The sequence below is a fragment of the Paenibacillus sp. FSL P4-0113 genome, from assembly GCF_038009305.1.
GTDB lineage: Bacteria > Bacillota > Bacilli > Paenibacillales > Paenibacillaceae > Paenibacillus > Paenibacillus polymyxa_D.
This window is the reverse complement of the sequence record NZ_JBBPAZ010000001.1, coordinates 1,009,322-1,031,142: the sequence shown is the minus strand read 5'-3', so window position 1 is coordinate 1,031,142 and position 21,821 is coordinate 1,009,322. Positions and strand designations below refer to the sequence as shown.

At 48.1% G+C, this 21,821-nt stretch carries 19 protein-coding genes; 14 read left to right on the top strand and 5 right to left on the bottom strand.

What is annotated here, in order from left to right; translation table 11 throughout:
* Positions 1–21: 21 nt before the first annotated feature.
* Entirely contained in the window at positions 22–1,440 is a 1,419-nt protein-coding gene (locus MKX46_RS03935; RefSeq protein WP_165146812.1) for an STM4012 family radical SAM protein, read from the top strand.
* Positions 1,437–2,351 (top strand): STM4011 family radical SAM protein, encoded by a 915-nt coding sequence (locus tag MKX46_RS03930; RefSeq protein ID WP_341039450.1) that lies wholly within the window; start codon positions 1,437–1,439, stop codon positions 2,349–2,351. The genes MKX46_RS03935 and MKX46_RS03930 overlap by 4 nt, the downstream gene beginning before the upstream one ends.
* A 144-nt stretch (positions 2,352–2,495) precedes the next feature.
* Here the strand turns inward: MKX46_RS03930 and MKX46_RS03925 are convergent, their stop codons facing one another.
* From MKX46_RS03925 to MKX46_RS03910, 4 genes are all read right to left on the bottom strand, one after another.
* On the bottom strand, positions 2,496–2,774 hold the full coding sequence (locus tag MKX46_RS03925; RefSeq protein WP_013310599.1) for a YxcD family protein: 279 nt from the start codon (positions 2,772–2,774) through the stop codon (positions 2,496–2,498).
* A 3-nt stretch (positions 2,775–2,777) separates the two neighbouring features.
* Positions 2,778–3,233 (bottom strand): hypothetical protein, encoded by a 456-nt coding sequence (locus MKX46_RS03920; protein WP_341070933.1) that lies wholly within the window; start codon positions 3,231–3,233, stop codon positions 2,778–2,780.
* Between the two features lie 154 nt (positions 3,234–3,387).
* Positions 3,388–3,960 (bottom strand): PadR family transcriptional regulator, encoded by a 573-nt coding sequence (locus MKX46_RS03915; RefSeq protein ID WP_013310597.1) that lies wholly within the window; start codon positions 3,958–3,960, stop codon positions 3,388–3,390.
* Positions 3,961–4,211: 251 nt separating this feature from the next.
* Positions 4,212–4,775 carry a beta-class carbonic anhydrase gene (locus MKX46_RS03910; protein WP_029518130.1) on the bottom strand — a complete coding sequence of 188 codons (564 nt, stop codon included), beginning with the start codon at positions 4,773–4,775 and terminating at the stop codon, positions 4,212–4,214.
* Between the two features lie 173 nt (positions 4,776–4,948).
* Here MKX46_RS03910 and MKX46_RS03905 point away from each other — a divergent pair, with 173 nt between their 5' ends.
* From MKX46_RS03905 to MKX46_RS03885, 5 genes are all read left to right on the top strand, one after another.
* Positions 4,949–6,466, top strand: coding sequence for a carboxypeptidase M32 (locus MKX46_RS03905; protein WP_069010624.1), 1,518 nt, complete (start codon positions 4,949–4,951; stop codon positions 6,464–6,466).
* A 127-nt stretch (positions 6,467–6,593) separates the two neighbouring features.
* Positions 6,594–7,685: an ABC transporter substrate-binding protein gene (locus tag MKX46_RS03900; protein WP_069010623.1), complete on the top strand. Its 1,092-nt coding sequence runs from the start codon at positions 6,594–6,596 to the stop codon at positions 7,683–7,685.
* A complete protein-coding gene (locus MKX46_RS03895; RefSeq protein WP_069010621.1) occupies positions 7,682–8,494 on the top strand; it encodes an ABC transporter ATP-binding protein in 813 nt (270 codons plus the stop codon). The genes MKX46_RS03900 and MKX46_RS03895 overlap by 4 nt, the downstream gene beginning before the upstream one ends.
* An 8-nt stretch (positions 8,495–8,502) precedes the next feature.
* Positions 8,503–9,336, top strand: a complete 834-nt coding sequence (locus tag MKX46_RS03890; protein WP_013310592.1) for an ABC transporter permease — start codon at positions 8,503–8,505, stop codon at positions 9,334–9,336.
* A gap of 119 nt (positions 9,337–9,455) precedes the next feature.
* Positions 9,456–10,412: an aromatic acid exporter family protein gene (locus tag MKX46_RS03885; RefSeq protein WP_029518125.1), complete on the top strand. Its 957-nt coding sequence runs from the start codon at positions 9,456–9,458 to the stop codon at positions 10,410–10,412.
* Between the two features lie 21 nt (positions 10,413–10,433).
* Here MKX46_RS03885 and MKX46_RS03880 read toward each other — a convergent pair whose 3' ends face one another.
* Positions 10,434–11,750: an amino acid permease gene (locus MKX46_RS03880; RefSeq protein WP_029518124.1), complete on the bottom strand. Its 1,317-nt coding sequence runs from the start codon at positions 11,748–11,750 to the stop codon at positions 10,434–10,436.
* A 115-nt stretch (positions 11,751–11,865) separates the two neighbouring features.
* On the opposite strand from MKX46_RS03880, the gene MKX46_RS03875 reads away from it, so the two are divergent.
* The 7 genes from MKX46_RS03875 to miaA all read left to right on the top strand — a co-directional run bounded on the left by MKX46_RS03875 (position 11,866) and on the right by miaA (position 21,808).
* Positions 11,866–12,762 carry a LysR family transcriptional regulator gene (locus tag MKX46_RS03875; RefSeq protein ID WP_029518123.1) on the top strand — a complete coding sequence of 299 codons (897 nt, stop codon included), beginning with the start codon at positions 11,866–11,868 and terminating at the stop codon, positions 12,760–12,762.
* Between the two features lie 126 nt (positions 12,763–12,888).
* Positions 12,889–13,446, top strand: a complete 558-nt coding sequence (locus MKX46_RS03870) for an outer spore coat protein CotE (protein WP_013310588.1) — start codon at positions 12,889–12,891, stop codon at positions 13,444–13,446.
* A 133-nt stretch (positions 13,447–13,579) separates the two neighbouring features.
* Positions 13,580–14,812, top strand: coding sequence for a putative amidoligase domain-containing protein (locus tag MKX46_RS03865; protein ID WP_193373361.1), 1,233 nt, complete (start codon positions 13,580–13,582; stop codon positions 14,810–14,812).
* Between the two features lie 110 nt (positions 14,813–14,922).
* Complete coding sequence (gene mutS, locus MKX46_RS03860; RefSeq protein WP_341070932.1) at positions 14,923–17,742, top strand: DNA mismatch repair protein MutS; 2,820 nt, start codon at positions 14,923–14,925, stop codon at positions 17,740–17,742.
* A gap of 63 nt (positions 17,743–17,805) precedes the next feature.
* Positions 17,806–19,980 carry a DNA mismatch repair endonuclease MutL gene (gene mutL, locus MKX46_RS03855; protein WP_341070931.1) on the top strand — a complete coding sequence of 725 codons (2,175 nt, stop codon included), beginning with the start codon at positions 17,806–17,808 and terminating at the stop codon, positions 19,978–19,980.
* Between the two features lie 12 nt (positions 19,981–19,992).
* Complete coding sequence (locus tag MKX46_RS03850) at positions 19,993–20,844, top strand: class I SAM-dependent methyltransferase (RefSeq protein ID WP_341070930.1); 852 nt, start codon at positions 19,993–19,995, stop codon at positions 20,842–20,844.
* Positions 20,828–21,808: a tRNA (adenosine(37)-N6)-dimethylallyltransferase MiaA gene (miaA, locus tag MKX46_RS03845; protein ID WP_069289755.1), complete on the top strand. Its 981-nt coding sequence runs from the start codon at positions 20,828–20,830 to the stop codon at positions 21,806–21,808. Before MKX46_RS03850 ends, miaA begins: the two co-directional genes overlap by 17 nt.
* Positions 21,809–21,821: the final 13 nt, after the last annotated feature.

Sequence of the window (21,821 nt, the reverse complement as noted above, 5' to 3'; positions counted from 1 at the left end):
CAGCGTGAGGAAGGAGCAGAAATGAAAGCCATAAATCTGAATCACTCGCATCCAGCGGATGCGCCAGCCCCGGAGATAGACACAAACTTAGCACCGTCTAGGTTTCAGTGGCCTGAAACTCCTGCTGAATGGGCAAGCACAATCCGTGAAGCTCCTTACCGCTCCTATCTGTACTCTTACCCGCATAAAACGGCCTATCGTCCGTTTGATACACCACTCTTATTACAGGAGTTGTGGGAGAAGGAGGAGTTAGAAAGCTATTTTTTGTATATGCATATTCCATTTTGCGCGGCTCGCTGTGGGTTTTGTAACCTGTTCACTTTGCCGGACAAGCGTCTGGATGTACATAAGGAGTATGTGGATGCACTAGAAAGACAAGCCAAGCAATGGGCACCCATTATGGGGCGTCGACCTTTTTCACGTTTTGCGATCGGCGGCGGTACACCGACCTTACTGGAGGCTCCTTTGGTGGAGCGCTTGTTTGACATTGCGGAAAATATTATGGGACTGGACCCTAAGCGAGCTTCTATTTCGGTGGAGACCTCTCCCGATACTGTGACTGAAGACAGGTTGGAGGTGCTCAAGCGCCGCGGGACAGATCGTGTCAGTATGGGAATTCAGAGCTTTGTGGAATCAGAAAGTGCCGCCATATACCGACCTCAGAAGCCCAAACTTGTTAGAGAAGCACTTGAGCGGCTGGTGGAATACAACTTTCCTTTGCTGAACGTAGATCTGATCTATGGCTTGCCTGGTCAAACGGTGGAAACCTGGCTGTATTCTTTAGAGGAAGCCCTGTCTTACTCGCCAGGAGAAATATTTCTTTATCCGTTATATATTCGAGAAAATACGATTTTAAAGCCAGGCTATACCGGGCTGGATCATGATATTCGCCTTAGCTTGTATGAAGTGGCGCGCGAACGGCTCAAACAAGCAGGATATGTACAATACTCCATGCGCCGTTTTGCAAAAAATGATGGTATATCCAGCAAAGAGCTTTTGCCCTACAGTTGCCAGGAGGAAGGTATGGCTGGTCTGGGGTGTGGTGCACGCTCCTATACACGCAATGTCCACTATGCCAGCCGTTATGGGGTTAGTGCAGCAGCTACCCGTAGCATTATCGCAGATTATGTTGCTGCGGAACGTCATGATCTGGCTGACTACGGCTTTATTTTAAATGTGGATGAGAGTAAGCGACGCTTTATCTTAAAGGCGCTTCTTCATCGGGAAGGTTTGGAGCTATCAGCCTATGCAGAGCGCTTCGGTGTATCCCTGTCGGACGATTTTACAGGAATGTCGTTGCTGCTGGAATCCGGTATGGCTGTCGTCGAGGAGGGCACGCTGCGACTTACAGAGGAAGGAATGGCCTATTCCGATGCGATTGGGGACTGGATGATCTCCACGTCAGTACGTGAGCGTATGGAAGGATATGTAGGCGCATGAGAGCGACCTTATATTATCGTGGTTCGTTGACCTCGTGTAACTATGCTTGCCCTTATTGCCCGTTCAGTAAAAACGTTGATAGTCGGGAAACGTTGAACAAGGATCGGGTCCAGTTGGAACGTTTTGCTGATTGGGTACGGGAACAGGGCGTTTTGGGGCATCGTCTCTCTATTTTTTTTAATCCGTATGGAGAAGCCTTGATTCATTCCTGGTATCGCAAGACCATGATTGAGTTTTCCCACATGGCGCATGTGGAAAAAGTGGCGGTACAGACGAATCTCTCGACGAAGCTGGATTGGACGAAAGAACTGAACGCGGAGACTGCTGCGCTGTGGGCTACATATCACCCTGGAGAGACGAAAGAGCAAGTTTTTATATCGCAGGCTATGAAGCTATATGAACTTGGTATTTCCTATAGTGTCGGTACCGTCGGGTTAAGACAAGCCTTCCCAGCTATTCGTTCCTTAAGATCGCAACTTCCAAGGGATGTTTATTTGTGGGTCAACGCCTACAAGGATCGACCCCATTATTATACAGATGCTGAAGTCACTGAATTAACTGCGATCGACCCCTATTTTCAATGGAATTTAAAGGATTATAGCAGTCAGGGACGGGCATGTCGCGCCGGTGAAGATGTATTTTATGTCCAGGGTGACGGAAGAGTAAAACACTGCTATCAGGATCGACGGGTGCTTGGACACTTATATAGGGATGGTCTTGAGGGTCTGAGTGGCAAACGTCCGTGCCGGATGAGAGAATGCGGCTGCTATATCGGCTATATTCATATGGAAGAGCAGCCGTTTCGGGAAATGTACGGTAGTAGCTTACTCGAAAGAGTGCCGCAAGTACAGGTATCTCCGGTTCCATCATTTAGCAGACAGGCTATTCATAGAGATAATGAATCCATATAGCAAGGGGTGTCCACTTCTAAATGTAATACTACAGCACCTTGATCTATTAGAGAAACGATCAACAAAAAACCGACCCTTGCCATCAAGCAAAGGTCGGTTCATTTGTTTTATAATAACTCTATACGACTGTTCTATGCGAAATAATCAAGTTTGGACAATAGCAGTAATTTCTTCATCCAGATCCAATCTGATTTGTTCGCGATAGGCACGAATATTGTATTCGGAATATAGGTATCTCAGAATGGCTTCTATCATATTGGCTTCCACCAGATATTGACTGCGGCCCTGTACATGGACTTCTGCTGAATAACCTGTATCCTCTTCCCAGCTTAGTTCTACTGTCACATCCGTGGGCTGGACACCTTTACGTTCAGCCATATGCAAGCAAATAGCGTTGACAATCTCATCCATACTCAAAATCATAGCTTAGTAACGTCCTCCGCGGGAATCATCTGGTCTGCGACGATTTTTAATAGCACGGTAGATACCTACTCCGACCATGATCAGGACGTAAATGGCCAGAACGTTAACGGCAAGGCCAAGCAAGCTGCCCAATGCGCCCATGTTGCCGAACAATCCGCCGAAGAGCATACCTGCCAAACCGCCCAGCATCATACCTTTCAGAAATCCGCCGCCACCGCCAAGGAATCCACCGGTTCTGCTTGTATTACCAGCAGTTGCCCCTGACTTGGCTCCGCTATCTGACTTATTAATTCCATTGCTGTCATTCGCCTTGCTTGGTGTAGATTGGTATGATTTAGGTCCGGATTTAAACCCGCCGCCTCGCCTTGCGTCAGCTGTAGATGGTGCGATCATAGCAATGAGTAGGGTAAAAGCCATCATCAGCATCATCATATTTTTCAAAGTGAATGTTTTTTTCATGTAAATATAATCCCCCTTAGTAAATTTGTTTATAGGTCAAACAACCGCTTACCAGTAATACGAATGGCATGGAAAAGGGTTTCAAAGAATTTTAATTTTTAAAAAATTAAATAATAACGTCCCATAAATCCTATGCATGGATTGGCTAAAACATTCAGCTTTGCGGCTTAAGTGAAAACGGATTAGTGTCAGCACTGACATCACCGGCAAGCAGCATACGCAGAACCATTTGGCACCATTCCAGACCTGCTTTAGCATTCAAAAGTCCTTTTTGTACTAAAATATAGTCACCAAAGTTCTTACTGCCAAAATGTAAATTCTCTGCAGGAATATCGTTCAGGATATCCTCAAGATGCTGGATTTTCTGAATAAAATGACGTTTGCGTTCCTCCAGCATACGATTGGCACTACTTTTGTCCGTTAACCAAAGACAGAACAGTCGAAGACTTAATTCATCCCGTGTAACCGGAGCAGCTAACGCTTCCTGGGACCATTGCTGAAGCATATGGATTCCCTTGTCGGTAATGGTATACATTTTCTTATCAGGCTTGTCGGACTGCTGAATCCAACGGGAGGCTAGCAGTTCCTTGCTCTCCATACGGGCCAGTAGCGGATAGATCTGACTGTGCTTGGCCTGCCAAAAAGGCTGGATACGCAACATCAGATCATAGCCGGAGGATTCCTCTCTTGCGAGAAGCCCCAACAGACCATACGATAGTAAATTCATAGATCTTATCTCCTTCATCCATCATAGTAACGGTTGTAACAGCACTGCGGCAGCTATTCTGCAGCTTCATGAAAAGTGTACACTGAAACTGTATGGTTTGACAACTTTCAGTCAGGTCGTTCACAGGTTAGCCAAAATTGATTCTTGTCATTCTCCACGTATATGTGCTTTTTTTCATAAAAAAGGGTAGTTTAAGCTCGTATGTACGAGCTTAAACTACCCTGGTAACCTTCTGCCGAAGCGTATCCTATTTACTGTTCATTTCCATCAACGAGAAGTGTTAACGCTCCTGTATCTGGATGAATAACCATGCCGTGAACGGGGGCATTAGGAGGGAGAAGCGGGTGATTTTTAATAAGCTTCACGGTAGTTCTTACCCCTTCTTCAATGTTGTCAAAACCTTTTAACCATTTATTTAGCTTAATTCCTGAATTTTCTAATGTATTCAGCACTTCCTGAGAAATTCCGCGATCGAGCATTTCATTGACCATGTGGTCTGCATTTAATGCAGCCATGCCGCACTCATAATGACCTACAACGACGACTTCGTCTGCTCCCAGCTCATACAGGGCGACTAGCACACTGCGCATTACACTTCCAAAGGGCTGTGAAATAATAGCACCCGCATTTTTGATGATTTTCACATCACCGTTGCGCAGGTTCATGGCTTTCGGGAGTAACTCCGTTAGCCGTGTATCCATACAAGTGATAATGACCATTTTTTTATTGGGGAACTTGCCCGTTCTATAGGCCTCGTATTCTTTGTTTTCTACGAAAACACGATTGTACTCTAAAATTTCTTTGATGTGATTCACGATTGTTCCCTCCAGATTCTATTAAAGTTTGATATGTACAGCCCAACGTTTATTTTAGGTCTTAGGAGCTGGTCGTACATGTTGTGAGTTGATTATACTTTTTAATATAAGTATCATCAAGTATAGGTATTGTAAAGTTTTATCCATTTTAAGTTAAAGAGGTGACCTCAAATATGGCGCAACAGACGTTGGATCAATTGACGGCTTTAAAGGAGCTTTCACACAAAATCAGTAGTTATGGCGAAGCAGTAGGTCTGCTGCACTGGGATTTACGAACTGGTGCTCCGCGCAAGGGTGTTGACATTCGGTCGGAGACGTTGGGTATGCTGTCCACTGAAATGTTCAAGCTGATGATCTCGGATGAAATGGGACAATTGCTGCAATTTTTTGCCACAGTAGATAAGCTGGAGCAACTGGAAGACAATGATCGCAGATTGGTGGAGGAATGCCGTAAAAATTATGACCTTAATCGTTCGGTTCCGGCAGACCGATACCGGGATTATAGCATTCTTGCAGCGCAGGCAGAGAGCAAGTGGGAGGACGCAAAGGGACATAGCGATTTTGTCGGATTTGAACCCTACTTGTCTAAAATCGTAGACATGAAGCGCGAATTTATCGGCTACTGGGGGGTTAAGGATACAGAGTATGACACGCTTTTGGATCAATATGAACCGGGGATGACGGTTGAAAAACTGGATGCTGTGTTTGATCGTCTCAAAAAGCGCCTTGTGCCACTGCTGTCTAAAATTCAGGCTTCACCGAACCAGCCGGATAAGAGCTTTTTAGATGGTGTGTTTGATGTGAAGCAGCAGGAGAAGTTCAGCCTGTTCATATTAGGTCAGATGGGGTATGACTTTGACGCAGGCCGCTTGGATGAGAGCGTACATCCTTTCGCAACAGGATTAAATCCAGGTGATGTGCGTATAACAACACATTATCTGCAAGATGATGTAACCAGTGCTATTTTCAGTTCGTTGCATGAAGGAGGCCATGCGCTGTACGAACAAAATATTGCTCCTGAGCTAGCAGGATCACTACTGTCGGGAGGAACCTCTATGGGGATTCATGAATCCCAGTCCCGCTTGTGGGAAAATAAAATCGGACGCAGTCGTGCTTTCTGGGATCGGTATTACGATGATTTGCAAAAGCATTTTCCTGATCGCTTGGCAAAGGTTACGGCAGATCAATTCTATCGGGCAGTCAACCGTGTGGAAAATTCACTGATTCGTATTGAAGCGGATGAGCTAACATATAATTTACATATCATTATCCGTTATGAAATTGAAAAAATGTTGTTTAATGAAAAGCTGGATGTGAAGCGTCTCCCTGAGGTGTGGAATGCGAAATATAAGGAATACCTAGGGTTACTTCCACCGAATGATGGACTGGGCGTACTTCAAGACGTTCACTGGTCCGGTGGTGATTTTGGCTATTTTGCTTCCTACTCGCTTGGCAATATGTATGCAGCACAAATTTTGGCGACATTACGCAAAGAGTTACCAAATCTAGATGAATTAATCTCTGCTGGAGAACTTGAGCCGATCAAGCAATGGCTGACCGAACGTATTTACCGTTACGGCAAGAGCCGGACGCCTTCCGAGTTGATTGTAGCCATTACAGGTGAAGATCTGAACCCGGATTATCTCGCCGACTACCTGGAAGAGAAATATACCTCCATATACAAGCTGTAAATCATATGCCATCTTCCCCACGTTCCCGGGCGAACGTGGTTTTTTTTTGTGCAATTAACCAATATATCGACAACCGCATAACAATATATGAAGTCAACGGATGTAAAAAGGTGGGGAGGGAATAAGGATGAAAAACGGCGCTCGTTTCAAAGCTGTGGTGGCTGCGGCACTACTCGGATTACTGTTGCTCAGTGGGTGCACCCCCAAAGGGGGGGAGCAGACAATTGAGATCAGACTAGGCGAGGTAGCCCGTACGGTCTTTTATGCGCCGCAGTATGTAGCCTTGAGCCAGGGAATGTTTGCTCAGGAGGGACTGGATGTCCAATTGGCAACGATTCCCGGGGGGGACAAGGCGATGACGGCGTTGTTGTCCAACCAGGCGGATATCGCGCTCATCGGCGCGGAAACATCTATTTATGTGTATCAGCAAGGAGCAGAGGACCCTATCATTAATTTTGCCCAACTGACACAGAAGGATGGAACCTTTTTGTTTGCCCGTCAAACGCAGGATAACTTTGCATGGAAAAAGCTGAAAGGACAAAATTTTTTGGGGCAACGCAAGGGAGGAATGCCGCAAATGTCACTTGAATTTACGCTTCGCAAACACGGCATTGATCCTCATAAGGATCTGAAGCTGATTCAAAATATTGATTTTGCTAATGTTGCCTCTGCTTTCGGCTCGGGTACAGGGGATTATGTACAGCTATTTGAGCCACAGGCATCTATTTTTGAAAAGGCAGGTCGTGGGCGGGTAGTTGCCTCTATCGGTGTGGAGAGCGGCGAATTGCCGTATACGGTATATATGGCTAAGCAAAGCTACCTGAAGGCAAATAGCGAGGCTGCACAGAAATTTACAAATGCTGTATATCGGGCACAACAGTGGATTGCTACGCATTCACCTGAACAGATTGCCGAAGCAATCACGCCCTATTTTAAAGATACAGATTTAGCTATTTTGACGAGTAGTATCAAGCGATATAAGGAACAGAGCACCTATGCTTTGAACCCGATGATTGAGGAAAAGGAATGGAAGAACTTACAGGATGTCATGACCTCGGCAGGGGAGCTTAAAAGTCCAGTTGCACTGGATAAGCTAGTGAACCCAAGTTTTGCACAACAAGCGATTTCGTCAAATTCTACCGGAAATACTGAACCGCCTGTGAAAAAGAGCACAACTGAATCTACGGATGCAGGTGTCGATGCTGGAGGTTCGTCATGATGGAGGAACGGAGTGATCTAACTTCGGACGCGACAAGACCGATGGTGAGACTGGAGCAAGTGACGCATGTCTATGTAACGGATCGTGAAGCTTCGCTGGCGGTTGAGAATATTGATTTTTCCGTAGAGACAGGGGAGTTTGTCAGCTTGGTCGGCCCAAGCGGCTGCGGCAAAACGACGATCCTGTCCATGATCGCAGGGCTACTGCGTCCAGCGGCAGGCCTAGTCATGTTGCAAGGTCAGCCGGTAAGTGGGCCGAGTCCAGAAGTTGGTTACATGCTGCAGCAGGATTATCTGTTCCCGTGGCGGACGATCATGGAGAACGCATTGTTGGGTCTGGAACTAGCCAACAGAGTAGATGAAGCTGCACGTGAGCAGACAAGGCTGTTACTGGAAGGCATGGGTCTGGGAGGGAAGGAGCATCTGCATCCATCCCAGTTGTCTGGGGGAATGCGCCAGCGCGTGGCGCTGGTACGGACGCTGGCGACCAATCCGGGATTGCTGCTGCTGGATGAGCCGTTCTCCGCGCTGGATTATCAAACCAAGCTACAGCTGGAAGATCTGATTGCGGAAACCTTGCGCGAGCGGAGGAAGACGGCTATTTTAGTCACACATGATTTGGCCGAAGCCATTGCGGTCAGTGACCGGATTATAGTGATGGGTCGAAATCCTGGTCATGTCCGACGTACCTTCGAGATTCCGGGTTGCATCCGAGAAGCTCAGCCTTTTTATGCACGCGAGCAGCCGGGTTTTAATGAGCTTTTTCATGAAATATGGGGTGAACTGGAGGCTTCGGGAGCAAAGGAGTGAGTTAACGTATGAAGGACGAAGCGGATCAGCTTGAGCAACGTTGGATTCAAGGACTACATCAGGCGTATTTACGCAGCAGGCGTTCGCAACGATGGTTAGTGACAGGGGTACAGACAGCTATTTTACTGCTTTTGTTTGTATTATGGGAAATTGCAGGTCGATTGAAGTGGATTGATGTACTGTTGTTCAGCTATCCGAGCAAAATTTTCACCCAGATCGGTAAGGATGCGGTCAGTGGTGAATTATGGGGACATGTAGGTGTCACCGTGGGAGAGACGATGGCGGGGTTTTTACTCGGTACACTGTTAGGTACGTTGCTGGCTGTACTTATTTGGTGGTCACCGTTTTTGTCGAGGGTGCTTGACCCCTATATGGTCGTGTTCAACAGTATGCCTAAGGTGGCGCTAGGTCCAATTTTTATCGTTATGTTTGGGGCGGGATTTACTGCTATTCTAATGACAACCCTCTCCATTACGGTCATCATTACGACACTAGTCGTATACAACAGCTTTCAGGAAGTCGATTCGAATCTAATCAAAGTGGTTCGCACGTTTGGCGGATCACGCCGTGATACGTTTCAAAAGGTGATTTTGCCTGCATCCTTTCCTGCAATTGTCTCTACACTGAAAGTGAATGTGGGTATGGCATGGGTTGGCGTGATTGTTGGTGAATTTCTGGTGGCTAAAAACGGCTTAGGCTATTTGATTATCTATGGTTTTCAGGTATTCAATTTCACGCTGGTTATGTCCAGTTTGTTGATCATTGCTGTCGTAGCTACTCTGATGTATCAGGCGGTCGTGTATGTGGAGCATCGCCTGCTTTCGGGTCGTCCTCATCGGTAATAATAAAAGTTCTGAACATTTGTGTAAAACGTGAAAATAAAGTACCATGAAAAATGAAAATACTTAAAATTTATGAAAATGCTAAAACAGATTTCATCCAGAGAGGACAGAATTTTTTCATGGGCTTTCGTACGATTAAAACGGCTATTGCCGCATTAATGGCCGTACTTATTGCGGAGGGTTTTGGCATTCATGGTGCTACCTCAGCAGGGCTTTTAGCGATTTTGGGGGTGGATGTCACACGCAAGAGAAGTCTCCGTACTATTTCGGCGAGATTTTTTGCATCCGTCGTGGGGCTTCTTTTTGCTTGTGTTTTGTTTGTAGTATTCGGATTCCATGATTGGGTACTGGCATTATATATTTTAACGGCGTTTCCAGTCATTGTACGGGTGGGCTTTAAAGAAGGGATTGTCACCGGTTCGGTCGTGGTTTTTCGCGTATTCAGCGGCGGCGTGATTGATATGGAGGTACTGCTGACCCAGCTAGGTCTGCTAGTGATTGGACTGGGTTCCGCAATGATTGTCAATTTAGCCTATATGCCGGGTTCTGATAATACCATGCAACAAATTCGGCAGGAGGTAGATCGGACATTTTCTGTTATATTCAGAAATATGGCCAATACGCTGCGTAGTCCAGCATACATATGGGATGGCAAGGAAGTTATTGAAGCGAACAGCGTGATAGCCAAAGGGGTCACTGAGGCGGGGCGTTCCTTGGAAAATCAGATGCTTCGTCCCCAAGAGGGCTGGAATGTGTATTTTTATATGCGAAAAGAACAGCTGGATTCGATCCAAAACATGATGCAGTTGATCGCACAAATGTATCAGCATATGCCGCAGGCCAAGCTTCTGGCTGAGCTGTTCGACCAGCTTAGCAATGACGTTTTGGCTGGACATTATACGGGACAGACCGAGAAGCTGCTGGAGCAGGTTCGTGAAGAATTTAAAGCCATGGAGCTTCCCGCAACCCGGGAGGAATTTGAGATTCGTTCGGCATTATTACAGCTTACACATGAGCTTCATCAGTATTTGAAAATTGCGAAAAAGGACAAGGCCCCTACTCCAGTAAGAAATTAGAGTAAAGGCCTTGAGCGGCTACTATCCATGACGGACAGTAGCCTTTTCTTGTTCAGTGTCGGTTGAAGCCGGATGGTTTAAAGTCCGTTTGTGCCGAATTCGGTCTGTGATCCATAAGACAGCGGTGATCAGGCAAGGATACAGCATAGCCCATCCGACAAAGGGGAAAACGACCGCTGTAGAGATAAACGATATCCAACTAATGGCAACGCCCCAGCGACTACCACGTAGAAGTTTAATTCCTGCTGCGCAACCGCCGAGATAGGTCAGAATAAAGGTGGCGTTCGGGAACTGGATCAGGTTAGTGAGTGAAACAGTACCACTACCGTACAACACCATAATGATCACGAAGCAGACGCTAAGAAAAGCAATGCCTCCGATAGGGGTGTGGAATCGTTGGGATAACATGCCCATCCAGCGAAAGGCCTGTCCTTGCCGGGATAAAGCATAAGCGACACGTGAAGCGGCACCCACATAAGCAATAATAGTAGCGGTACAAATAAAGATACCCGTCAAGCCTGCAATTATCGCGCCCCATGGCCCAATAGCCCGACTAATCACCCATACGAGCGAAGCATCCGAACCCCCTGCAAGGTAACTTTGTGTGCCCACAGTAGCCAGCGCTGTTAAGAAATAAAGCAAACCAACAATGACGGCTGCAATGGTCACACCTCTAACGGCCGCCCGCCGGGGATTAGTGAATTCCTCTGACATATGGGACACGGCCTCCCAACCGATAAAGCACCAAAACAGAATCGCGGCCGCTTGACCGACGGAGAGCCAGCCATGTGGAGCAAACGGGGTGAAGTGGATTGTTTTCATCTGAGGAAGTGCTGCGGCAATGGCGAATATAAGGACAGCAACGATAGCTATGACGACTGCGATCTGAATACGTCCCGCGACCTTCATGCCGATCCAATTGATGATCAGGCCCACCGCCAGCATAGCAGCGGCTAACATCATGCGGCTTTCCTCTCCCCAGCCCATGGCTGCGGTCATATAGCCGGCTCCGGTGAGTGCGGCAACAGGAGCCCCAATCGGAACTGACATGAGAAAAAACCACCCGATATAAGCACCGGCACGTGGTGAAAAGGCCAACGTGACAAAATGCGATACTCCACCCGCATTCGGGAATTTGGCGGATAGAAGACCCATAGAAAGTGCCATTGGCAAGATGAGCAGGGTCATAAAACCCCATGCCAGCAGCGATGCCGGTCCCGCCATTTGGGCGGCAAGACCAGGCACAATCAATATTCCCGAACCCAGTACAGCTCCGATATAGAGTGCAATGGCCTGTGGAAGACCAATGGTGGATTGAAGTTTACTTTCACTTGTCATGCAGAAAAGCCTTCTTTCTATTGTTATTTTCTCCAGCTTATCAGATAATCAATCTATCGGAAAAACGGAATATAACGATTGCTTGCATCGAAAAAAACGATTGAAGGAGCGGATTATGGAATCGCGGCATTTGTTTACCTTTTTAAATGTAGTTGAGGCAGGCAGTTTTACGCGAGCAGCGCGTATACTGGATTATGCACAGTCGAGTATCACTGCTCAAATTCAAACGTTGGAGACTGAGTTGGGTACGCCGCTTTTTGATCGCATTGGCAAGAAAATCATGCTGACGGATGCCGGGCGACGTCTGCTGCCCTATGCGCAGGAAATTTCCAAGATGCATGCTATGGCTAAGGATGCGCTTCGTTCAGAAACGGAATTGGCAGGCACGCTGAAAATAGGAGCACCAGAGTCTCTGGCCGCTTTTCGTCTACCGAGTTTGATCCGTGAGTACAGGGAGCGGTATCCGAAGGTTAAAATTGTCCTCAAACCCGGCGAATGCTGGGAATTACGCGATTTGATCCGTTCCGGTGAGCTGGATTTGGCTTTTTTGCTTCAGCCCGAGACAGAGGATAGAGAACTGAATGTCACCACGCTTATTCACGAGCCGATGGCCTTGGTTGCGCCACTCGAGCATTCGCTGGTTACCTATACCCAGGTAGAGCCTGCCGACTTGAAGGATGAAACCATTTTGCATACAGAGGCAGGATGTACGTACCGTATCCTTTTTGAGCAGTATCTGAATAAACACGGTATTTTTTCAGACCCTAGCCTGGAATTTTGGAGTATTGAAGCCATCAAGCAGTGTGTCATGGCTGGGCTGGGTATTGCGTTGCTCCCGCTAGTAACGGTACAAAATGAGCTGCGAGAAGGTAAAATGGCGCGTTTAGCCTGGGATGACAGTGAACAGCAGGTGGCTACTCAGGTCGCTTATCACACGAAAAAGTGGAAATCCCCGGCTCTTAGCGAATTTTTACAGATCGTTGAGCAGCATGTAACACATTGGCGTGCATGAGTTCAAGCCATCACGGCATATGCTTATACAAATAATATTTTTTCCTTTTCGCCTATTCACTCAACATTCGCCCACAACCTGCATACATATGTATGGAATGATTGATTGTATGGAGGAGGTTCAAGAATGGCATTAAGTCATAAAAATCGTAGAGAGATTATTACCAAAGCGATCTGTGGTAAAGGTCGCAGATTCTCTACCGTAACCCATACCGTAACTCCGCCGAATAATCCGACGAGCATTTTAGGGGCATGGATTATTAACCACCAGTATGAAGCTGTGGCGGCGGGGGACGGCATTGAGGTCGTCGGGACGTATGATATCAATATTTGGTACTCATACGATAAAAACTCGCAGACCGATGTTGCCAAGGAAACGGTGTCGTACGTAGAAAATGTGCCGCTCTCGTATCTTGATCCGAAGCACCGGGCGTCTACAGTGGAAGTATCCGCCGAAGCTACACAGGAGCCGAGTTGCGTCGAGGCCAGTGTGTCTTCTGGAGGTGGCAGCGTAATGATCCGGGTCGAGCGGGAATTTGCGGTGGAGCTGGTAGCGGAAACGAAGATTGTTGTAGAAGTATTCCCGAATGGCAGCAGCGATGATTTTGACAAAGACTTTGATTTTGGAGCGGAAGAGGGGGACTATGAGGAGCTCGACCCCGACCTCATTGACGACGAGCTCTGACAGAAGCAACCAAAAAGAGGGCCGCTTTACTCTTGCGCCGGCTGATTCTGCGCAGGGGGCAAAGGCCCTCCTTTTTTGTTGTTGCGGGTTGAAATTGGATTGAAATCCGTACGTAGTTCGTAGGGGGGATATAATGCAGCAGCCAGGACAGGCGCTCATACGCTTCAGGCAGATGCCAAATGATGAAAAAAAGCGTAGACTGGAGCGTTCAGGCATAGCGGTGCAGTGGATGGATAGCAGTATAGCAGATTTTGCGATAGGCTACGCGGTGCAAATCCATCAACTGCGAGTATTGGAGATTCGTAGGCGTGCCATCGAAGGCCCTTCCAAAGTCCGCGCATACGATCTGTCTGAACTGGATCAACATTCACCGCTCTATGTCCGGATGGAGCGGCTAGCTGTACGTGCGTTGTATACACTGGGTTTGGACAGTGGTGAGGTGATGCTGACTCCGCTGGGGGAGCGCAGCTGTCAGGTGCGCGAAGTCTCGGCACAGCCATGGTTAAATGATAGACGTTTGGCCACGCTATATGAAATTGCTGCGCGCGAAGGGGATGTTGAGGGTGAGAATCTTTCAGCGCAACGAGGGAGAGATCGACTACTCATCGGAATGGACCCTGAATTTGTGCTGATTCGTATGCCAGAGGGACGGGTCGTGCCGGCCTCAAGATATTTGGGTCGTCTCGGCATAGCCGGCTGCGATGCTGTTACGCGTCGAGGACGAACGCTGTATCCAGTCGCTGAGCTTCGTCCAGCGCCGAGTGGAGATCCGGACCGTCTGCTGAAGCACCTGCGTCAAGCTTTTGCAACCGCAGCCCGGCGCATTACCGACCGCACACTCATCTGGCAGGCGGGGGGGATGCCGCAACCGGGTTTTCCACTGGGCGGACATCTGCATTTCAGCGGGGTTGCGCTAAACGGTGCCTTGCTCCGGGCACTGGATAACTATTTGGCACTGCCTTTGGCGCTACTGGAAGACAAGCGTGCGGCCCGGCGCAGACCGCATTATGGCAATTTGGGTGATTTTCGACGTCAGTCGTATGGAGGCTTTGAATATCGTACACTGCCCAGTTTTCTTATCTCGCCACAGCTAGCGAAAGGTGTGATTGGTATGGCGTTTCTCATTGCTACTCAATATCCGCGTTTGCAACGTAGGCCGCTGGGTGAAGAGGAGGCTCACAGAGCCTTTTATGAAGGAAATCAATTTGTGCTTAAGGAGTATATGGAACCTCTTATTTTGGATATGGTTTCACTGGAAATATACTCGCAATATGAAGCTTATGTAGCGCCATTGCTGGACAGCCTCCGCAAGGGGAAGCAGTGGGATGAATCACGGGATTTGCGCCCCTTTTGGAAGCTTACGTAAAATCAAGTGTCGACACCAGGAATGGTTTCATGTTATCGACTGTCATTTTTGATATAATGAGAGATAATTATAAGTTTAAACGGAACAAAGTGTGGGGGTTAGTAAACGGTATGTCTAAATATACACCGATGATTGAGCAATATTTATCCATAAAAGAGCAGGCTAAAGATGCATTTTTGTTTTTCCGTCTGGGAGATTTTTACGAGATGTTTTTCGATGATGCAATTCTTGCATCCAAGGAGCTGGAAATTACACTTACGGGTCGTGAGGGTGGCGCCACGGAAAAAATTCCGATGTGCGGCGTGCCTTATCATTCAGCGGAAAATTACATACAGCGCCTCATTGAGAAAGGTTATAAAGTGGCCATCTGTGAGCAAATGGAGGAAGCCTCAGCTACGAAGGGGATGGTGCGGCGGGATATTGTCCGCGTTGTGACCCCGGGTACAGTAATGGAAGGCAAGGTGCTGGGTGATAAATCCAACAACTACATGGTATGTGTCACAGAGACGGACGGGATGCTGGCTCTTGCGGCGTGCGACTTGTCAACAGGTGAATTGTATGTGACCTCTGTGCCTGATTCGAAAGAATGGCTACTAGATGAAATAAACATTTATGAGCCGTCCGAAATGTTGGGGGATGGTCATCTGCTTGATTTTGTGGCTTCCCGTATGTCCCCCGTTGGACGGCGTGTTGTGTATACGGCCTGGGACAAATCCAAGGATGATTTGGTTCGGGATCAATTTGGCGAAGCCACGTGGGCAAGGCTTACGGAGGAACGCAGACGGTGCGTATCACGCTTGATTTCCTATTTGAATGAAACGCAAAAAAGATCGTTAGGCCAATTGACCCAAATCTCCGTATATGAGCCAAACCATTTTATGATTCTGGATCCATTTACCCGCAGGAATCTGGAACTGGTGGAGACAGTACGTGAACGCTCCAAGAAAGGCTCGCTGCTGTGGCTGTTGGATCGCACAGAGACTTCCATGGGAGCGCGTCTGTTGCGTCGTTGGATCGACAAACCGTTGTTGAGCAGCAGTCTTATTGAGGAACGCTTGGAAGCAGTGGACAAGCTGTACCACCAGTTTATTTTCCGAGAGGATGTACGTGCTCAGCTTAAAGAGATTTACGATCTGGAGCGTCTGGTTGGGCGGATTGCCTTTGGTAGTGCTAATGCACGTGATCTGATCGCCCTCAAGCTGTCGCTGGCCCAAATTCCTTCTTTACGCGAGCTGTGCGCTGAATCTCCTTCGAAGACGCTGAGACGGATTGCACAAACGCTAGATAGCTGTACAGACCTGTGTGCGTTGATTGAGGAAGCGGTGGCGGATGAACCGCCGATTTCCGTAAGGGATGGAGGTCTTATTAAGGAAGGCTACCATCAGCGTCTGGACGAACTGCGCGAGGCGAGTGTCAACGGTAAACGTTGGATCGCTGAGCTAGAGGCCAAGGAACGTGCAGCAACCGGCATTCGGTCACTTAAAATTGGATACAACAAAGTATTTGGTTATTATATCGAGGTGACCAAATCCAATTTGGCTTCATTACCAGAAGGTAGATATGAACGCAAACAGACGTTGGCGAATGCGGAACGGTATATTACACCAGAGTTGAAGGAAAAGGAATCTCTAATTCTGGAAGCCGAGGATAAAATGGTTGATCTGGAGTACACGCTTTTCTCCGAGCTTCGCAGTAAATTGAACGCTGAAATTCCCCGTTTGCAAAAGCTGGCAGAGCAAGTGGCTGAAATTGACGTATATCAGTCGCTGGCATCGGTTAGTGCGGAACGGGGATTCGTGAAACCTGAGCTGACTACAGGATATGATTTTGTAGTGGAGCAGGGGCGCCATCCTGTGGTGGAGGCCGTAATGAAAGATGGTGGTTTTATCGCCAACAGCACGGTGTTGGAGGAAGGGGATGCGCATATTCTACTTATAACCGGGCCGAACATGGCTGGGAAAAGTACGTATATGCGTCAGGTCGCGCTTATTGCAATTATGGCTCAAATTGGCTGCTTTGTCCCTGCTGCACGTGCCAAGGTGCCGATGCTGGATCGCATTTTTACACGGATCGGCGCGGCGGATGATCTCATCGGTGGGCAGAGTACGTTTATGGTCGAAATGGCAGATATCCAAGTAATGACGGACAAGGCAACTCCGCGAAGCTTGATCATTATTGATGAACTGGGACGAGGTACGTCCACCAGTGAAGGAATGGCAATTGCACAGGCAGTTATCGAATTTGTCCATGACACGATCGGCTGTAAGGCGCTGGTATCCACGCATTTCCATGAGCTGGCACATTTGGAGCAAGGCCTGTCTTCGCTGCGAAATTACTCTATGGCCGTGCAGGAAAGCGGCGACAAGGTGAATTTCCTGCGCAAGCTCATACCGGGAGCAGCTAGCAGTAGCTATGGTATTTATTGTGCTCGGCTTGCAGGCTTGCCCAATAACATTATTGAGCGAGCAAATGGACTGCTGAATGGTTTTGAACAGGCAGCGGCTCAAGTAACGGCAGGTACGGAGATAGTAGTAGGAGGGAAGGAAGGGACTGATCTTCGTACAGTTTCAGGGACGGAAGATATTTCTTCTTTGATCGAATATAATTCAGGCCAGACATTGCGAGAAAGCGGAGAAACTGTATCATCAGCTCAGTCTTTATCACAGCAGGCCACCCTGGTAAAAGAAGATACTCTACAGACTGTGGAGGATTCCAGCACTTTGGAGCAAGGAGCAACCGAAGTGGTACAGCTGTCCATTTTCGGTGAGCAGGAGCTTGCCACCTCCAAGCCCCACGCAGAGGCAGTAGAGACTAATCCGATTGTGCGCCAAATTTTGCGCAAGGTGAAAAATGCTGATGTCATGAATATGACTCCCTTACAGGCAATGCAGCTATTAAATGATCTAAAAAACAAGGCCAATGGCCTGTAGTTAAAATAAGTGACATTATTCTTATTTTTCATCACACTTTGAAGGCAGGAGGAGGTTAAAAGGATGTCTAAAATTCGGGTACTGGATGAACATATTGCGAACCAGATTGCTGCCGGTGAGGTCGTGGAACGTCCAGCCTCCGTCGTGAAGGAGCTGGTGGAAAATGCGATTGATGCAGGCGGTACACGGGTGGACGTATGGGTAGAAGAGGGCGGCCTGCAAAGTATCCGGGTGACGGATAATGGAAGTGGCATTGAGCCTGAGGATGTGGAGACGGCATTCTATCGGCACGCGACAAGCAAAATTGGACATGGTCGCGACCTGTTTCAGATCACAAGTCTCGGCTTTCGGGGAGAGGCGTTGCCCAGTATAGCGGCTGTATCGAAAGTAGAGCTGCTTACAGCAGCCGGAGATGACGGGCGTGCCCGTAAATTAGTGATTGAGGGCGGTAAGCTGTTGCTTCACGAGGATGCTGCTAGTAGGCAAGGGACGGATTTTACCGTACGGGAGCTGTTTTATAACACACCTGCACGGCTGAAATATATGAAAACAATCCAGACAGAACTGGGACACATTTCGGATGTATTGTACCGAATGGCGCTATCGCACCCGGAAGTGGCCTTCACTTTGCGGCATAATGGCAATACATTGCTGCAAACGCTGGGCAATGGTGATTTGCTGCAGGTGATTGCCGCTATTTACGGAACTTCTGCGGCGAAATCCATGCTGCTGCTAGAAGGAGAGAGCCTCGATTACCGAATTAGCGGCTATGTCAGCCGTCCAGAGTGGACGAGATCAAATCGCAATGCGATCTCGACGGTAGTGAACGGACGTTTTGTGCGAAGCTACGGACTTAATCAGGCGTTGCTCAAGGCATATCATACCTTGTTGCCGATCAATCGTTTTCCGCTGGCTGTGATCCAACTGGAAATGCATCCTTCTTTGGTGGATGTTAACGTTCATCCTGCCAAGCTGGAGGTAAGGTTTAGCAAAGAAGCTGAACTGTTTCAGCTGGTTGAAGATTCGGTAAAAGCTGTCTTAGGGCAGCAAGTGCTGATTCCGAAGGCAGTCAAGCGCGAGATCGGTGGCAAGGACAGTGGCTCGTTTGTGCAGGAGCAGTTTCACTTCTCAAAGGGAAATGGTGCGGAAGGGGATGTTCCTTCCGGCAAAGACCGGGGGGGAGCACTGCCACTTTCCGTGACCTCGCCGGAGAGCCAGGAACCGCGCCAGTCCAATTACTTGAACAGGGACGAAGAGAATAACAGGGGTAGCCAGGAGCGTGAGCAACGTCCGAGCAGGGATAGCCTCTCAGCCATTGGACGGACAAACAACATTTCAGGTAAAAGTATTAGTGATGACGAACTGGATGCAGATTTTGTGGAAGAAAACAACGGAAGTGAAGTTAGAGGGGACGTGCCGCTCCCTGATGGAGCGACTGTACACTCGCCCGAAGGAGATAATGCCGCAATAGGCACATCTTCCTTATACAATGGAGGAATACAGGAAACGGCTGCTTCTGCTGCTTACCCATCTTCTATGCCGCCGATTGCAGGACACGCTACGGATTCCCGTCATTTTGCGGATCAGAAGCCGCGCCAGCAACGTCTGAATGCAGAGCAATTGGCAGCGGTGTCGGGGGAAGTTCCAGAGTTGCCCACTTTTCCTGAACTGAATTTAATCGGTCAGCACCACGGGACATATCTGATTGCACAGAACGACCAGGGCTTGTATTTAATTGATCAACATGCCGCACATGAACGAGTCAATTATGAATTTTATTATGAAAAATTCGGCAATCCCGAGTCGGTATCGCAGGAGCTGCTACTACCAATTACACTGGATTTTACGCCATCCGAGACAGAAAAGTTGAAAACAAGGCTGCACTGGTTTGAGCAGGCGGGGGTGTATTTGGAGCATTTTGGCGGTCAAACTTTCCGTGTCAGCTCTTACCCGTACTGGCTTCCCCAAGGGGAAGAAGCGGATGTTATTGAGGAAATGGCCGGATGGGTGCTGGAGGAAAGAGCCATTGATCTTGCTAAGCTGCGGGAAGCAGCCTCAATCATGTGCTCCTGCCGGGCTTCGATTAAAGCAAACCAGAAGCTGACTGATCGACAGGCTATCGTTCTGTTAGAGCGTTTGGCAGCGTGCAAACAACCATATACTTGCCCTCATGGGCGACCTATTGTGGTTTCCTTTTCCACATATGATTTAGAGAAGCTGTTTAAAAGAGTAATGTAAGGGAGTATATATATGTTTGAGGATCGGGAAAACCGTGAAGAAGAAGAGCAGTCGAGGCTACGGGAAAAGCAAGTCGAATTACTGGTCACGACAGGGGATTCCCCCTCGGCTGAGGTTATGGAGCGAGCGAAGCTGCTTGCAGCCGAGTTAGGGGTGCTGTATGCTCCTCGTCGTGGCATATCGGTAGCTAAGCTAATCGTGGCTCACAGAGTCCGTCAAGCGTTGGTTCTGGTGCAGGGCGGAGTGAGGCTGATTAGTCCAGAACAACCACCGATGGTTTTTCACCCGAGTATGGGCTTCATTCGCGCCAAACGGGTATTAAAGGGTGAACCTGACCCGATGTTGACGGCTGCCCGGATCGTCCCGGGTGATACGGTGCTGGACTGCACCGCAGGACTTGGTACGGATTCTCTTTTATTTTCAATTGGAACGGGATGCTCTGGACAAGTCACGGCTGTGGAGAGTTCTTTCCCCGTCTACGCTTTAATCAAGGATGGAATGAGGCATTACCGTTCCGGCAACGCTGAAGTAGATCAGGCCTTTTCCAACATTGATGTTCGTTTTGGACATCACTTGGACTATTTGCGTAGTTTGCCGGATCGCAGTATAGATATTATTTATTTCGACCCTATGTTTCGTGATCCGTTGCTCGATTCCAGCGCAATTGGTCCATTGAGAGGGTTGGCTAATCCAGACGCGTTGAATGAGGAAAGTATTGTTCATGCGAAACGGATTGCACGAAAAACAATTGTATTAAAAGAAAAACGGGGTAGCGGGGAATTTGCCCGCCTCGGCTTCCGTGTGGAGCAGCGGGGCACAACGAAAACTGTGTACGGAGTGATTGATATTGACAGTGGCACCTAAGCCTAAACTACTTGTTCTTGTTGGCCCGACTGCGGTTGGCAAGACGAAACTAAGCATCGAGATGGCTCGACAATTTGACGCAGAAATTATTTCCGGGGATTCCATGCAGGTATACCGTCATATGGACGTTGGAACGGCCAAAATTTCCGAACAGGAAATGGAAGGAATCAAGCACCATTTAATTGATATTCATGAGCCTGAATACCCATATTCAGTAGCCCAATTTCAGGAAGACTGTCGTCGACTCATACCTGATATTCAATCTAGAGGAAAGCTACCGTTTATCGTAGGCGGAACAGGTTTATATGTAGAATCAGTCTGCTATGAATACCAGTTTTCCGAGGTAGGGGCTGACGAAGCTTTTCGTCAGGAACAGCTTGACTATGCCGAACAGTTTGGAGCTGACGCGCTTCATGCGCGACTACAGGCGGTTGATCCCGAAAGTGCACTTCGTCTGCATCCTAATGATCGTCGTCGTGTCGTTCGGGCACTGGAAATTTACCATGTTAGCGGAACGACACTTAGCTCTCAACTTGCCAGTCAAAAAAAGGAATCTCCTTACCAACTCTGCATCGTAGGTTTGACAATGGATAGGCAAATGCTATATAAACGTATTGAAGACCGAATTGACGGGATGCTCGATCAAGGGCTTGTTGCTGAGGTAACCTCCTTAATGGAACGGGGAGTGCGAAGCGATGCCATCTCCATGCAAGGTCTAGGCTATAAAGAGATATCCTCCTACCTGCGGGGAGAGGTGTCTTTGGAAGAGGCGGTGACTTGGCTAAAACGGGATACGCGTCATTTTGCGAAGCGACAGCTCTCGTGGTTTCGCCATATGAAGGATATCCAGTGGGTAGATGTCACTGATTTCGGAAATTTTTCTGCTCATGCAGCCCGAATACACGAAATTATAGCAGGAAAGTTCCGGACAGACCTTGAATATACTTCAAAACAATCCAAATGATTATTGGGGGTAC

Coding starts and splice junctions, on each gene's coding strand:
- MKX46_RS03890 (WP_013310592.1), top strand. CDS start 8,503: ATGAAGGACGAAGCGGATCAGCTTGAGCAACGTTGGATTCAAGGACTA.
- MKX46_RS03920 (WP_341070933.1), bottom strand. CDS start 3,233: ATGAAAAAAACATTCACTTTGAAAAATATGATGATGCTGATGATGGCT.
- MKX46_RS03900 (WP_069010623.1), top strand. CDS start 6,594: ATGAAAAACGGCGCTCGTTTCAAAGCTGTGGTGGCTGCGGCACTACTC.
- MKX46_RS03870 (WP_013310588.1), top strand. CDS start 12,889: ATGGCATTAAGTCATAAAAATCGTAGAGAGATTATTACCAAAGCGATC.
- MKX46_RS03880 (WP_029518124.1), bottom strand. CDS start 11,750: ATGACAAGTGAAAGTAAACTTCAATCCACCATTGGTCTTCCACAGGCC.
- mutL (WP_341070931.1), top strand. CDS start 17,806: ATGTCTAAAATTCGGGTACTGGATGAACATATTGCGAACCAGATTGCT.
- MKX46_RS03875 (WP_029518123.1), top strand. CDS start 11,866: ATGGAATCGCGGCATTTGTTTACCTTTTTAAATGTAGTTGAGGCAGGC.
- MKX46_RS03925 (WP_013310599.1), bottom strand. CDS start 2,774: ATGATTTTGAGTATGGATGAGATTGTCAACGCTATTTGCTTGCATATG.
- MKX46_RS03885 (WP_029518125.1), top strand. CDS start 9,456: ATGGGCTTTCGTACGATTAAAACGGCTATTGCCGCATTAATGGCCGTA.
- mutS (WP_341070932.1), top strand. CDS start 14,923: ATGTCTAAATATACACCGATGATTGAGCAATATTTATCCATAAAAGAG.
- MKX46_RS03915 (WP_013310597.1), bottom strand. CDS start 3,960: ATGAATTTACTATCGTATGGTCTGTTGGGGCTTCTCGCAAGAGAGGAA.
- MKX46_RS03905 (WP_069010624.1), top strand. CDS start 4,949: ATGGCGCAACAGACGTTGGATCAATTGACGGCTTTAAAGGAGCTTTCA.
- MKX46_RS03895 (WP_069010621.1), top strand. CDS start 7,682: ATGATGGAGGAACGGAGTGATCTAACTTCGGACGCGACAAGACCGATG.
- MKX46_RS03850 (WP_341070930.1), top strand. CDS start 19,993: ATGTTTGAGGATCGGGAAAACCGTGAAGAAGAAGAGCAGTCGAGGCTA.
- MKX46_RS03865 (WP_193373361.1), top strand. CDS start 13,580: ATGCAGCAGCCAGGACAGGCGCTCATACGCTTCAGGCAGATGCCAAAT.
- MKX46_RS03935 (WP_165146812.1), top strand. CDS start 22: ATGAAAGCCATAAATCTGAATCACTCGCATCCAGCGGATGCGCCAGCC.
- MKX46_RS03930 (WP_341039450.1), top strand. CDS start 1,437: ATGAGAGCGACCTTATATTATCGTGGTTCGTTGACCTCGTGTAACTAT.